The 14,207-nt window shown below is 43.2% G+C and carries 9 protein-coding genes; 3 read left to right on the forward strand and 6 right to left on the reverse strand.

The window, feature by feature from the left end; translation table 11 throughout:
* Window positions 1-24: 24 nt before the first annotated feature.
* Together QME20_RS05330 and QME20_RS05335 are read right to left on the reverse strand one after the other, a co-directional pair.
* Window positions 25-1,203, reverse strand: a complete 1,179-nt coding sequence (locus tag QME20_RS05330; protein WP_187446487.1) for an alpha/beta hydrolase-fold protein — start codon at window positions 1,201-1,203, stop codon at window positions 25-27.
* A gap of 101 nt (window positions 1,204-1,304) precedes the next feature.
* Window positions 1,305-2,153 (reverse strand): hypothetical protein, encoded by an 849-nt coding sequence (locus QME20_RS05335; protein ID WP_281715559.1) that lies wholly within the window; start codon window positions 2,151-2,153, stop codon window positions 1,305-1,307.
* Window positions 2,154-2,844: 691 nt separating this feature from the next.
* Between QME20_RS05335 and QME20_RS05340 the strand changes: the two genes are divergently transcribed.
* The 3 genes from QME20_RS05340 to QME20_RS05350 all read left to right on the forward strand — a co-directional run bounded on the left by QME20_RS05340 (window position 2,845) and on the right by QME20_RS05350 (window position 7,593).
* Window positions 2,845-4,035, forward strand: coding sequence for a PQQ-dependent sugar dehydrogenase (locus tag QME20_RS05340; RefSeq protein WP_281715560.1), 1,191 nt, complete (start codon window positions 2,845-2,847; stop codon window positions 4,033-4,035).
* A gap of 361 nt (window positions 4,036-4,396) precedes the next feature.
* Window positions 4,397-7,051 carry an ATP-binding protein gene (locus tag QME20_RS05345; RefSeq protein ID WP_281715561.1) on the forward strand — a complete coding sequence of 885 codons (2,655 nt, stop codon included), beginning with the start codon at window positions 4,397-4,399 and terminating at the stop codon, window positions 7,049-7,051.
* A 92-nt stretch (window positions 7,052-7,143) separates the two neighbouring features.
* The gene (locus QME20_RS05350) at window positions 7,144-7,593 is read left to right on the forward strand and encodes a DUF3010 family protein (protein WP_014950351.1); all 450 of its coding nucleotides are present in this window, start codon (window positions 7,144-7,146) and stop codon (window positions 7,591-7,593) included.
* 109 nt (window positions 7,594-7,702) lie between these two features.
* On the opposite strand, the gene QME20_RS05355 is transcribed toward QME20_RS05350, so the two are convergent.
* From QME20_RS05355 to QME20_RS05370, 4 genes are all read right to left on the reverse strand, one after another.
* Complete coding sequence (locus QME20_RS05355; protein WP_049587941.1) at window positions 7,703-10,870, reverse strand: response regulator; 3,168 nt, start codon at window positions 10,868-10,870, stop codon at window positions 7,703-7,705.
* Between the two features lie 77 nt (window positions 10,871-10,947).
* Window positions 10,948-11,154, reverse strand: a complete 207-nt coding sequence (locus QME20_RS05360) for a hypothetical protein (protein WP_049587939.1) — start codon at window positions 11,152-11,154, stop codon at window positions 10,948-10,950.
* Between the two features lie 13 nt (window positions 11,155-11,167).
* The gene (locus tag QME20_RS05365) at window positions 11,168-12,013 is read right to left on the reverse strand and encodes an SAM-dependent methyltransferase (RefSeq protein WP_049587937.1); all 846 of its coding nucleotides are present in this window, start codon (window positions 12,011-12,013) and stop codon (window positions 11,168-11,170) included.
* A gap of 70 nt (window positions 12,014-12,083) precedes the next feature.
* Window positions 12,084-14,075 carry an ATP-dependent DNA helicase RecQ gene (locus tag QME20_RS05370; RefSeq protein WP_049587934.1) on the reverse strand — a complete coding sequence of 664 codons (1,992 nt, stop codon included), beginning with the start codon at window positions 14,073-14,075 and terminating at the stop codon, window positions 12,084-12,086.
* Window positions 14,076-14,207: the final 132 nt, after the last annotated feature.

Consider the following 14,207-nt stretch of genomic DNA (forward strand, 5'->3'; position numbering starts at 1 on the left):
TTTTCTAGTTCAGGCACTTGATAGCTAGTCGCCTGTACCTTCCGCAATCTTCTTTCGCAAGTATGCCAACCGCGTTTTAAAAGCACCATTTTCAACATTTTCTTCATAGCTCATTGCTAGCGCTTTCTCTCGCATTTCAAGTGCCATGGCTAAATCGCCGTTAGCTTCATAACCGTCTGCCAGGCTGTCGTAGGCATCAGATTTGTTAGGGAAGCGAGCTATATTTTTCTTAAAAATTGCAATGGCAGAGTCAAAGTCTTGTTTGTTTAACGCCGCATAACCCGCGTGGTTTACGGCTTTATATTCTGGCTTTGCTTCAAAAGCGTATTTTGCAGAAAGGTCTTTATAGTATTGCTCTACCGCAGGAATACCTTCTTGTATTATCGCACCTGTTGGGCGTAACGAATTTAGCTGCTTTTGAAGCGCCAAGCTCATACCTGCAAGTGCAGTCGTATTGTGGCTTTCAGATGTATCTAGCTCGGTATCAAAGGTAAACCCTTTTCGTTCGCTGCTATTTAGCAGTTCAACGTAACGTTCGTATGCGCTTAGCATGTTTCCACCTTCGTTACCCATATTTATGTATAGATATTTGTTAAGGTCGCTATCTGACGCAAAGAACGCTTTTGCCTCTGGAAATATCACTTCGTCGTGCCACCACAAACTTGGGCTAAATGCGAAGTAAGCTTGAAACAATTCAGGCCGCTCTCGCAGTGCGTATAAGGTAAAAAGTGCGCTTAATGAATGCCCAGAAACAATCGCGTAGTTATTGGTGCGATAGTTTGCCCCTACGTAAGGCTTTAGTTCTTTTTCTAGAAAGTCTAAAAAGTTGTCGGCACCACCAGATATTCCCCACTGGTTGTAGCTTTCATCATAGGTAGGTGTGAAGTCTCGCGTGCGCTCGGTGTTGGTAATACCGATAACAATCATTTCCTGCGCCATTCCAGACTGATTTAGCAGATCAAGCGTGCCTACGGTATGGGCAAAATTACGCTGTCCATCTAGCAAATATAAAACTGAGTAGGTGGTGTCTTTGTAGCGGGAATAGTTATTAGGTAAGTGAATAAGCAGTTCTCGCGACTCATTCAAAATTTCTGACTTTATTGTTGTAACCACGGCCTCGCCACGCACTTTGGCGTTTACGTGAAAGCTAAGGCTAAAAGCAAATAAGGCGCAGATAAAAACACAGGCAAGCTTTTGATACATTTGAAATTCCCTTTCCCGCTATCAGGCGCGAGTTTCTCTTTATAATTTAATTTACCTAAGCTGTCATAGTCACTCAAACTTGTCAAAAAATAACCAAGTCATTAATTGGACAGCATTAACTTTTCAATAGATTGCTCGATGATAGTTCGCAAGTTTTGTTTGTCCTGAGCGGGCAAATAGCGCGTATGAGCATTAATAAACTCAGGTGTTAAATAGATGCGTTTAATTGCAGCGTTTATACGCTCTATGTGCTCTGCACCCTGAGGAGTATTGGGGCAGATAACGTGGCCTGATACGTAGTCAGGGTTATCTGCAATAGAGTAACTACGCACTTTAATAGGCATGTTCTCTCCAAAACTTCTGTATAAAGTTGCAGGAAAAATGAGTGCAAAATCAGACTTTCCTTTTGAAAACATTTCCATAAAGCGAGAGTAATAAATATTATTTGCTATACGAAGGATTTGCTCTCGACTAACTTGCTTTAGATCGTCGTCTATCCTTTCACCGAATGAGTATTCTTCTGGTAACACAATAAAAGAGTCTGGAAAGGCTTCTATTACGCGAGATATGCTCAGTATTCGGCCTTTTTCATCTAAAAATTCCTTTTCTATTGGTGGCAGTGAAGCCAGTTGGTAAAAACGCTGTGTCTGGAAAAAGCTAAGCGGTAGTGAGTAAAGGTGATTTTTTTCGCGTTCTGGTGCTTTTATTTTATTAAGTACGCAAATGTTTTCGCCATGCTGCATATACGCAAAAGAACGCACAAGTGGAACATGAAGCACAGGATCTGTATACCCTATTTCATCAACTAGCATTTGTACCGTATCGACAGAAGTAGAATAGGGATTGCCTTGTAGATTTACCCTTTCAGTAAGAAATGCATTGTCTGCGTGAAACGCCAGAACATTATTCTGCTCAATGCTGTCACTCGAATTTGCATGAGCAAATTTCACTAATGTTATTAAAATGAATAGTCCAACCCTGAACAACTTTTTACTCCTTGGTAAAACCTCAACGCACCTCACCTTGTCTCGCGTTAAACGTACTTTTATTTTGTGACTCTATTAGGAAAGGTAACAGCGTTTAATTTACGTAGTTTTTAAGCGCGGCTTCTACGATTTAACCAATTTACCATCTTTTTGATGTGCTTTTATAAATATTAGAAAGGTTTTCACGTGTTGACGCGCGACTAACGAGACATTTAGCCCTGTGTAATTAGATTCTGTAGAGGGAGTAAAAAAGCCGCAATCAGCAACGTGATGCGGCTTTCCGAGCTGGGCTGACTAGGCAGCCTTATAGAGCAATTGCGTAAAAGGGGTTAGCTAGAACGACCCTCACTCATAGCTGCCTGTTCAAATACCTTAACTCTAGACATATGATCACCTCCTTATCTTCGTTGCTTAAACTTCTTGGAAAATAACACAGGCGGTATTTTAGTAAAGTGTCGCTGCATTAAAGAAAGTTTAGGAAAAGCGCGCACGACTCACAAACACGAATAGCGAAACCAAGTCGATAATATAAACCTGTTTAATTAAATCTACGTAACCAATGCTAACTGAAACCCTTTGCGCCGCCCGTTTACGTGCAATTAACGTCTTAACGTGCAACCAGCAGTACGCAAACCCTCAAAAAGGCTAGAACTTAATGCAAACAACAAGCACGCACAAAACCAGCAAGAGTCGGAAAGCCGCACTATTGGTTACGCTTTTTGCCACCTCTTTTTTTACCTTTGCTCAGTCGAAAGCATCTGAACAAATTGAAATGAAGGGCAGTAAGGGCACTACTGTAACGGGTAATGTTCAGGCGTCCTTCGATAACCCCTGGGCTATGACATTTTTGCCAGACGGGCACAGCTTGGTAACGGAAAAAGCTGGCACTTTATGGCTGCTTGATGAAAAACAGCAGAAGCGTTTTGCTATTAGTAATGTGCCAAGTGTTACTGCGCGCGGGCAAGGCGGTTTAGGTGATGTCATTATTCACCCTGACTTTGCGTCGAATAACACCATTTATATTTCGTACATTGAACGAGATGAAAAAGACGATGCGTTCAGCGGTGCGGTGATAGAGCGAGCCACGCTTACCTTATCTGATAGTGGTGCGAAGCTGTCTGATAGAGAGCTAATTTGGCGTCAGTCGCCGAAGGTGACGGGGAATGGGCATTATTCTCACCGCATGGCGTTTTCACCTGATGGCCATTTATTTATCACCTCGGGCGAGCGCCAGAAATTCACGCCAGCACAAAACATGGCGATGAACTTAGGTAAGGTGCTGCGCTTAAACGACGACGGTAGCGTGCCCGAAGATAATCCGTTTTATGGTCAAGGCAACGTAACAGAACAAATCTGGACATTAGGTCACCGCAATCCGCTAGGCATTGATTTTGATGAGAAAGGTAATTTATGGGCTCATGAAATGGGGCCGCGCCATGGCGACGAACTTAATATTATTGAACGAGGTCGCAACTATGGTTACCCAGCAGTGTCGCAGGGCGACCATTACTCAGGCGTGAAAATTCCTAACCACGAAGACTACCCCATCTTTAAGTCGCCTGAATTGGCATGGGTGCCTGCCATTAGTCCTGCCGGTTTTATCATTTACAAAGGCGATAAGTTTAGCGACTGGAAGGGAAATGGTTTTATAGGCGGTTTGTCTTCAAAAGCGCTGGTTCGTGTTGCATTTAATAAAGACGATGAAGGCAACTGGAAGGTTGAAGAAGCAGAGCGCTACGAATGGGGCAAGCGAGTACGCGAAGTCGAGCAAGACAGTAAGGGCAATATCTATGTGCTTGAAGATAAAGAAGGCGGAAGGCTGATAAAGCTCAATTCACTAAACTAGACGCTATGTAAGCAAAATGAGGCTGAAGCGTAAGCTTTGAGGGTACATAAGTACACATCGATAAGTGATGATATGTGCTCTCAAGCTGCGATAACTTTATAAGGTCTTGTTTTTGAGTGACTTTTTAAAGCCTTTTTTCTTTTAAATGACGCTTTTTCTAAGTTGGGCCACATTTTTACAATCTAAAGGAAAAATGTGTTGCAAGAACAAGATGGTTTCGCAAATGGTTTTAGGTGTATCTGCGAGCACCTTTACGCCATGAGCAATCAATGGAGGAGTTTAGTATCAACCCGTTGAGCAATGTGATACGTTGCTCTTTAGACGAAAGTATAAGTTAATCTATTCAAACCTCAGGATCCTCATGTCACAGCCCCCCAAAAACATTAACTTTGAACGTTGCGAAGACGAGCCAATACATATTCCCGAAAGTATACAAAGTTATGGTTTTCTTATTGCTTTTAATTACAAGGACTTGAAGATTTCGATTGTCAGTGACAACTGCGAGTCAGTGTTCACTGAGCCGCTCATTGGTAAACATTTTTTAGAAATACTCTCATCTGACACGAATGAACGGGCATTTCTTGAAGAGACGTTTGATAGGGTTACAAAAACCAAGATTAGGCTGCCCATTAAGCTTCACTTAAAAGCCTCGATGTTAAAGGAAGGAGCGGCGATAGATTATTTGGCGGTGGTGTATGATTCCGGTCACAACTATGTTGTTGAGCTAGAGCCCGCTACTGAATTCAGAGATACTTATAGCGCAGAGCAATTTATCAAACTCTATGCTATGTCTATTGCTCCGCGCTTTAAAGAAATGACGTCACTAAGAGAGATGGCTCAAGAAATGGTCTCGACCATTCGGTATCTCACAAATATGGACAGGGTAGTACTTTACAAATTCAATGATGACTACTCAGGGAAAGTTATCGCAGAAGCTAAAGCCGATGATATGGACTCATATCAAGACTTGTACTTTCCTGCGTCAGATATTCCTGCACAGGCTAGAGCGCTTTACAAAACTAACTGGGTAAGACTAACCCCTGATACTGAGTTACTTCCTGCAAAGCTAGTTCCGTCGACTGAAGCGTCAGGCAGAGAGCCGCTGGATCTCACTCGCTCGCTGCTGCGAACCTTTTCACCTATTCATCTTCAATACATTAGAAACCAAGGTTTGCGGGCTTCATTTTCGATCTCTTTAGTAACGGACGGCGAGCTTTACGGGCTAATTTCTTGCCACCATCGCGAGGCTTGTTATATTCCACAAGATGTACGACTGCAATGTGAGAATTTAAGTCAACTGTTCAGCTGGCATTTGTTGGCGAAAGAAGAAGAGATTGCGAAACGCAAAAAGCATGTTACTGATAAAGCTGTTGATGCGATGTTGGATAGAATCGGTCCAGCAAATCCTATTAGCCGTGTAGTCAAAAGTGGCGAGCGCGCTTTTTTAGACGCGCTTAATAGTTCAGGGTTTGTTTATTATTCTCAGTACGAGACCATTACCCTCGGTTCTACTTTACCGATAGAACTCATCAAGGAGATTTTTTCCAAAGCAAGCAGCCAAGGCGGGTTCCCATATACCAACGACGCGCTTTATGACGATTACCCGGAAGCACGACAGTACGGTATTGCTGGCATAATGATTATTCCACTGTTTGAAAAGAAGCAGTACTTTACCGCCTGGTTCAGGAAGGAAACCCATCGCGTACAAAAGTGGATTGGCGCCGAAGATGAGAAGTCTGAAGATGCACCAAAAGCTCAGCGGCTTAAACCCAGAGCTTCGTTCACTATCCATACCCGCACTATAAAAGGGCGCTCAACGAGTTTTGATAGGGCGGATGTCGATACTGCCAATCGCCTGAATAGAATGTTTCTTGTTTATGCACTTGATGTGCAAGAACGTATGCACATCAGTATTCAAGAGCTTGAAAAGCAAGATAATTACAGAAATGAATTTCTTGCCACGTTAGCTCACGAATTGCGAAATCCGCTTGGGCCTATTATGTCTGGCGCAAGTATTTTAGAAACGGTTGACGATGATAAAACGCGTAAAAGAGTGACGGCTATTATTAATCGTCAAGCGGAATACATGTCAAAACTTATCAACGATTTGATGGATGTATCGCGTATTACGCGAGGTAAGGTCAAGCTTGAGTTTGAAAAATTGAGTATTCAAGACGTGCTGTCAGATTCCCTTGAAATTGTTGATCAGCAGGTAAAAGCGAAAAAACACAATATAACCGTAAATTATCTCGAAAAAGATGTGACGGTTTATGGCGATAAAGCGCGTTTAAGTCAGATATTCTCAAACATTATTCACAATGCTGCTAAATATACGAGTGATCAGGGAAGGATAACTGTAGATATCAGAGAGGAAGGTGTCATGGTTGTCGTTGCTGTTAAAGATAACGGCATGGGGATACCTGAAGACAGGCTTAAAGACGTGTTTAATATGTTTACCCAAATTGAGGCGCACTCTACACATACTAAAGGCGGTTTAGGAATAGGGCTTACGTTGGTGAGTAAACTTGTAATGCTGCATCACGGTGATGTGTCGGTAATGAGTGAAGGGTTAGGCCGGGGAAGTACCTTTGAAGTTAGACTTCCCATCTCTAAATTGGCTTATGAGCAGTCTGACAATCAGGAAGCCGAGCCAGCTATTCAAAGCCAAACCAAAGTCATGTTCGTTGACGACAATGCCGATCTTATAGATGCATATTGCTTATTAGCTGAGTCTATGGGAGTGACTGCCCTAGGTATTACTTCTCCTAAAGAGGCTGTCGCTGAATTCAAGGCGTTTAAACCTAACTTCGTATTTCTTGATATCGGTATGCCAGATATTGACGGTTATGAGCTGGTTAAAATGCTGAAAGCCTTACCTGAATCAGAGAATGTTAAGTTTTATTCTCAAAGCGGGTGGGGCTCAGAAAAATATGTAGAGGACTCCCAAGCGGCAGGGTTCGATCAGCATTTCGTAAAGCCCTTGTCAAAAGACACAATTCAGTCGGTACTAAGCTAAAACATCTGTTAAGAGGTTGAAGCTTACCTACTGAATGACTCAAATGCTGTGAAACACGTTATAATGCCGGACAAACGTAATTAGGAATACATATGAAAGTTTGTGGTGTAGATTTAAAAGGTAATGAAGCAATTGTTAGTTTGGTGTCGCTAGCTGACGGCTTGTTTCATTTGCCAGATTGCCGTACGCGCCGTTTAACGCTTGCCGATACCAGTGCGAAGGGCCTAAAGAGCTTCCAAAGCACCTTCGCTAAACTTGTAGAAGACTACAAAATTGATGCAGTGATAATTCGTCAGCGTCAAAGCAAAGGTAAATTTGCAGGTAGTGCAATTGGCTTCAAGCTAGAGGCTGCCATTGAATTGATTGAAGGGCTTCAAGTTGTAGTATTTAGCCCAACGGATATTAAAGAATCACTACGTAGAAATCCGCTTGCAGTGCCATTTTCTGACACGGGTTTAAAACAGTTTCAAGAAACCGCTTTTACAACGGCGTATGCGTGGCTTATGAAAAATGAGTATGCCTCGCAAGAGTCAGACGAGTAATAATCGGGAGCGGTTGGCTCAATGTTTATTTTCAGTTTATTTAATTGTGCCTGCATTTATTGTGCGGGCATTGTTTTTCTTAATTTCTCTTATCCCAGCCTGAAAGGTTTTACTTCACCATTCCCTCAACTTTCGCATTCATCTCTACCAATGCTGTGTAAAGTGCTTCTAACTGATCGCTAAAACCAGCTACGCTTCCATGCTCATTACGTTTTACCGTTAGCTCAATCGTTGCAGCTAGCTCAGCTAAGGCGTAAGCGCCAATGTACCGAAGGGCAGTTATGTAGATATGCGCTATACGAACAATAGAAGCATAGTCTTTTTCATCAATGGCTTTTCGAAGGTTATCTAGCTCTTTGTTAAGTGCTGCAAAGTCGTTAAGTAACTCTTTATACAAAGTCTCGTCATTTAACATTGCTTGCATGGCTTGAGATTTATCTATAAAGCTCAGCGGTATTGTGTTTGCCGATGGCCCGCCGGTTACTTCAGTGGTCGCCGTCGACTTTCCTTTATTTAGCACTTCAACAAGCACGTCAAAGAAGCGGTTTGGGTCAACCGGTTTGTTGATGTGGCCGTCCATGCCCGCTGCCAGGCTCTTGTCGATGTCTTGCTGCATGGCGTGCGCCGTCATGGCAATAATCGGCAAAGTTAACTTCAGCTCATCTCTGATTTTTTTAGCTGCTGTTAACCCGTCCATAACGGGCATTTGGATATCCATCAATACCACGTCATAGCTGTTATCTTCACGTAAGGCTTTTATGGCTTCAAAGCCGTTGCTAACCACTTCAATATTCGCGTGGGTGTCGTTTAACAGACCAAGGGTTACTTTTTGATTCAGCGTATTGTCTTCTGCGAAAAGGATCTTCGTTCCGCGCAGATTAGGCACAGGCGCAGCATCTGCTGGTAGGGTTCTTGTGTTCACGTTTAAGCAAAGCTCTTGTAGCTTATCTACAAGCTCACTGGTGCTAAAAGGCTTTTTAATGAAGGTTCGAATACCTAGTTGGTTAGCCTGCTCTCGCATATGAGGCGACTCGAATGCATACAGCATTATCACCTTCGGTGGCTTAATTGAAAACTCCTGTTTCATGATGGCTGCAACTTCCAATCCATCAATGTCAGGCATATTCCAATCTAAAATAAGTACGTCGTAAGGCGCACTGTTTCCCACAGCAGCACGCATTTTGGCTACGGCTTCTTTACCGCCGGTCGCAACATCTGCTTTAATGTTAGCCACTGATAGCGACTCGATAATAGCGTCACGCGACACGCCAATGTCATCAGCAATAAGCACCTTAAGTAACGAAAGTTGCTTAGACGGCGATACAATTTGTTGGGAAGCATCCTGTTTAACGGTTACGGTAAAATGAAAGCTTGCGCCTTTTCCAAGCTGGCTCTCAACCCAAATCTCTCCGCCCATTAATGTGACTAACTGCTTACATATTGCTAATCCTAGGCCGGTGCCGCCGTATCGACGAGATATAGACTCATCACCTTGGTTAAATGGTTGAAATAGCAAAGCCTTTTGCGTGCTGTTTAGCCCAATCCCTGTGTCTTTAACTTCAAATTCAAGCTGAATGTCTTCTACATTATGCGTGCATCTAACGCTTACCGAAATCAGTCCATCCTCGGTAAACTTAAGAGCGTTGCTAACTAAATTGCTTAGAATTTGCTGTATGCGTAACGGGTCGCCGATGAGGTTTAACGGTACGTCACGTGATATATGCTGAATAAGCTCTATGTGCTTTTCCTCAGCGCGCCCTAAATGCAATCTAATGGTTTGGTTTACTAGCGCGTCTAAATTGAATTGCGTCGATTCAATATCAAGCTTGCCCGCTTCTATTTTCGAGAAGTCGAGTATGTCGTTAATTATGCTTAGTAGGGTTTGCGACGCGCCTTCAATTTGAATAAGGTTCGTTTGTTGATCTTTATCTTCTGCAGCCCGCTGCGAAAGCTTGGTCAGGCCGATAATGGCATTAAGCGGCGTGCGAATTTCGTGACTCATGCGTGCAAGAAAGTCAGATTTTGCTTTTGTTGCTTTCTGAAGGTCTTGAGTAAGTGCATCGAGCGCCTTACGTTGTTGACGAGTTCTAAGCCATAGGCCAACGACTAAGCCTAATGAAAGGATCACAAAACCGATGAAATACAGCTGAAACGTGTTTTGCTTTTTCTGTATAAGGTTACGCTGCTCTTTTAGCTGGTTGTCTTTCTCTAGAAGCTTGATGGTTTCTTCTTTTTCGGAAATAGAAAGTCGCACGCGGTTAAGGGCTAACAATCTTGATTGCTGTTCATTAAAACTTTCTTCATATGTTTTCGTGTATAGCTTTGAATATTCTAACGCGGCTTCAAAATTGTTGGTTGATTCAAGGAGTGAAATGAGCTTTTCCAACATGCTTAGCACCACTGATTTGTCGTTCTTTATGGCGTCTTTTTTTAATCCACCTTCAAGTTCGCTAATAGCCAAGTCTATTTGATTGCGTTTAATGTAGATGTCGACTAAGCGCAGTAGTCTAGACCCTTCGTTGTACTTAAAACCAACTTTGCGGTCTGATTCCGCAGCGCGGTTCAACATGGTCAGCGCTTCAGTTAAATTGCCTTGGGCGATATGTAGCTCAGCCATTTTGGTATGAACAATGCCAATAAAGGGATAGTGCACCTCTTTGAACAATTCTTCTGCCAGCAGAAGGCTTATTTTAGCGTCTTGATAGTCCCCCAGTTCCGTTTGCGCGTAACCTTGGAAAAAGTAAGCAATGGCTTTGTTTTCTTTATCATTTAAACGCTGGGCTGCGGCGAGGAAGTTTTGACCTAGCTGCAACATCATTTCGTAGTTTTGCAGCGACATGTACACATTGCCCATAGCGCTATATACAAGCAAGGCGTTATCGCTATTTACTTCAATGAAAGCAGCAAGGGATTTGTTGAGCGCTTCAAGTGCACGAGCATGCTCACCAGACAAGTCCAAAATAAGCCCTTCTAAGCGAAAAGATTCTGCCAGCGCCATGGTGTTGCCGCCTTTTTTTGCAAGCTTGCGGGCTTCCAACAGAGTTTCGTATCCGGCGACAAGGTCTTGCTCAAGAATGTGCTTATAAGCTCTTAGATTGAATAAACGGGCTTGCTGAAAAGCGTTCGGGTGGGCGTCGAAGAAATAGCCTAGCTCGGTGAATGTGGTTTCTACAGACTCATCATTATTTTGAATTCGCTGCTTCAGTTCGTCTAGCGTAGTGACTGATGATGTGGTGTTAAGTGGTTCTTTTAAAAGCGCAAAAGTAGGAAGCGCCATCGTAAAACAAACGATAGCGAAGATGCATTTCAAACGGCGCTTCACTTTCTACTTCAGCTAGCTTAAAAAGATAACGACTAGTAGCTAATTACGCGGGTAGCTTTGCTTGTATCATCAAAGCGTTTGGCTACTTCGTCCCAGTCTTGGTCTTTAATTAGCTGAAGATCTTCACCAGATAAACCGTACTTTTCTGCTGTGCCCACAGGGTCCTTTTTATACGCATCCACAAGTTTGCTGTTGCTGTCTAGCTCAACCAAGAAATCTACAATTGTTTTCTTTGCCATGTCGTTTTTCCTTTTAGTTTACTTTTGGAGATCTAAAGTCAATAACTTGCTGCTCAGTTAAACCTAGCTTTGCCAAACGATCCTGACGGTATGCTGGCATGCCAAGTGAGGGTACAACTAGGGTCGAAATTAGTGTTGGCTTGGCGAACTGTAATTCGCGAAGCAACACTTTTTGTATTTTTGGCTCGCAAAGGGGCAGGGTGGCTGCCTCGTAAATAATCAGCTCGTGATCTTCTGGGTAGTGCTCGGCCAGAATGTCAGCCAGCATGGCAAGCCCAGATTCACTGTGATTAGCATCTAACACGCTCAGCGTTGCTTCTCCGGCTAAACCTATTTGCCAGATGATTTGCGTCATGTGAGGGTCAATGCGGTAATCGCGAAACAAAAATTGAGTTGCTTCATAAGATTGACAGCCAAAGCGAGAGGGATCTATTCCCAAATCCGCAATTAAGCAGTCTTCTGCAGACACGCCGGGGAGCATTTGCGCATCTAGACCAAGTTCCCGCACTCTGCGAATAGCCTCATGAGAAGGCGTAACAAATACGCCTGGGTGACCATAAAAAGCCACGCACACTTTTTTACCTTCAACAACTGACTGCACGATGCGGTCGGCCATTTGGTCATAGGTGACAGCGCGAGATTTCCCTTCTTGATAAAGGTCGTCTAAAGACACACTGTTCGGGTTTATATTGGTGACCACGTGTTCACCAATTTTGTTCATAATCCCCATGTACACAATGTCAGCATTTTCGATGTGGCTTTTGGTCGCTATCGTCATTTGACCCGCAACACTGATTCCAGTGCCAACTACAACTAGCGATCCCTTAGGAGTATGTTCTTGTCCCTGAATTAGCGTCATATTTTCCTTTACCACTTGCTAATTGTGATTCACTCAACACTATAAATTAGATTTAGGGTATTTGCTACGTTCACTGATTTATAGCATCTACCATTGCTTTCACATCAGCGTATCGGCAGTTTTCACAAGAACCAAAGCCCTTTACTTGTCTCACTTTAAATCGAGTGAACAAAGGCATGGTCATGCCAGTTAGAAAACGACAGCAAATAGATGATGTGATTGGGCCATCAGATTTTCCGCTCAAATGCGCTTTTAGTGCTGCTATGGCCTCTGAAATTTGGTTTGGGTTCGGTGTGGAAATTGGATTTGAATAGCTGAGCTTAGCCACATTTCCCTGACATACACTGCAGTGCCCGCATTCATTGGGCGCTTGGGAATCGTCAAAATACGCCGATAAGTTATAGCTTAAGCAAGTATTGAGTTCGAAGAAGCCTACCAGCGCGGCGATTCGTTCTATTTCTTTGCACTCGTTTTCAGCGAAATAGTGAGCCAGATTATTGGCTAAGTCGGCACTTTGTAGTTTTTCGTAGTCCACGCGGTATACGTCAGTTATTAAGCGTGATGCAAGCTCAATATGATTGTGTTCATGTAAATACTCTAGTGCGGCCACCACCCTGGCACGCTCTGCGCCGTAATGCTGATAAATACTGTCGAAATCTACAATGCCCCACACCTTTTTCATATTTGAATGAGTGAATACGGCCTCTAAAAAGCGAGCCCGTTCTTCTGAGAAAAGGCCAAGTATGGAGGTTTTCTCTGAAATAAAGCGAAATTTATATTCAGCAAAATAGGCATACAAAGGGCGAATAACGTTGGCGAGTTCAAGCTGTACCAGCAGGGTTTTAAGCGGAAGCTGTCGTATGTTGCTGGCACTCGATAAGCTATTAATTTGCGTTTCCCACTGGTAAACACTGTTTTCGCCGTAAATAGGTGAATCATTGTGCGCCGCTGAATTTATGTGAGCAGGGACCTGTGAGCTAATATCATCAATTACGCGTTGAATGGCGCTCTTATCTGGTGTGTCGCCGTAAACGAAGTTCTCTATGGTGACTAAACCGTCAAGGTTTGCTAATACCGTGCAGTTTGCCGCTTTACCGTCTCGTCCACCCCGGCCAATTTCTTGGCTGTAGTTTTCAATAGACTTTGGTAAGTCGTAATGAACAACAAAGCGAATATCCGACTTATCAATGCCCATACCAAATGCAATGGTAGCCACAACAACTTGAAGCTTATTGTGCATAAAATCTTGCTGAATACCTTGTCTTACATCACTGTCGAGACCAGCGTGGTAAGCCTTTGCAGCAAACCCTTGTTGCTGTAGGAACCGGGCTACTTCTTCTGCACTATTTTGCAGCGTGACATAAACGATACCCGCGCCTTGCTGTTTTTGAATTTCTTCAAGTAAGGCTTGGTTTTTATATGGTTCATGTACTGGGCGAACATGCAAGTTCAAGTTAGGTCGATAAAACCCTGTTTGAATAATATTAGCTGGCGCAATATCAAAGTGCGCTGCCATATCTTCTTTTACTTTTTTAGTGGCAGTAGCTGTGAGCAGAAGTACTAAAGGAATATTAAGCTCTTTCTGATACGCGGGGAGTTTTAGGTAGTCAGGGCGAAAGTTGTGGCCCCACTCAGAGATACAGTGTGCTTCATCGACAACTAGCATACTTACCGGAATAGACTCAATGAACTGCCGAAAATGTTCGTTCTTAAAACGCTCCACCGACACCATCAGAATTTTACACTGGCCTGACCGCACGTCGTTCATCATTTGCTTGTTCTGCTTGGGCGTAAGCGTGGAGTCGATACTGGCTGCTGCAATGCCTTTGCTATGCAAAAATTCCAGTTGATCTTTCATTAGCGCTAGTAATGGAGAAACCACCAGAGTTAAATGTGGTAGCTGCGTAGCGACAAACTGGTAACACAAAGATTTGCCCGAACCAGTGGGAAAAATTGCTAACGTTGAATGCCCACTAAGTAGAGAATCCACCGCCTCTTTTTGCCCCTCGCGAAACGCTGAGAAACCAAAAAGCTGTTGTAAAATATTTGGGGTAGAAGACATTCTTTTTATCCATGTAGTTGATGATTTAAGTCTAACTATTTCTATCTAGTCGTACGTTGAAACAAAATATAGTAGGCAATTTGAAACTTGTTATATGGCGTTGTGGTAATAAACGCAACGATACCTGAGTCC

Origin of the sequence: Alteromonas sp. CyTr2 (genome assembly GCF_947311905.1) — a bacterium.
Lineage (GTDB): Bacteria > Pseudomonadota > Gammaproteobacteria > Enterobacterales > Alteromonadaceae > Alteromonas > Alteromonas macleodii.

Excerpts from the sequence above, each read along its gene's own strand:
- QME20_RS05370 (WP_049587934.1), bottom strand. The coding sequence starts at position 14,075 with ATGTCTTCTACCCCAAATATTTTACAACAGCTTTTTGGTTTCTCAGCG.
- QME20_RS05365 (WP_049587937.1), bottom strand. The coding sequence starts at position 12,013 with ATGACGCTAATTCAGGGACAAGAACATACTCCTAAGGGATCGCTAGTT.
- QME20_RS05345 (WP_281715561.1), top strand. The coding sequence starts at position 4,397 with ATGTCACAGCCCCCCAAAAACATTAACTTTGAACGTTGCGAAGACGAG.
- QME20_RS05330 (WP_187446487.1), bottom strand. The coding sequence starts at position 1,203 with ATGTATCAAAAGCTTGCCTGTGTTTTTATCTGCGCCTTATTTGCTTTT.
- QME20_RS05340 (WP_281715560.1), top strand. The coding sequence starts at position 2,845 with ATGCAAACAACAAGCACGCACAAAACCAGCAAGAGTCGGAAAGCCGCA.
- QME20_RS05360 (WP_049587939.1), bottom strand. The coding sequence starts at position 11,154 with ATGGCAAAGAAAACAATTGTAGATTTCTTGGTTGAGCTAGACAGCAAC.
- QME20_RS05355 (WP_049587941.1), bottom strand. The coding sequence starts at position 10,870 with ATGGCGCTTCCTACTTTTGCGCTTTTAAAAGAACCACTTAACACCACA.
- QME20_RS05350 (WP_014950351.1), top strand. The coding sequence starts at position 7,144 with ATGAAAGTTTGTGGTGTAGATTTAAAAGGTAATGAAGCAATTGTTAGT.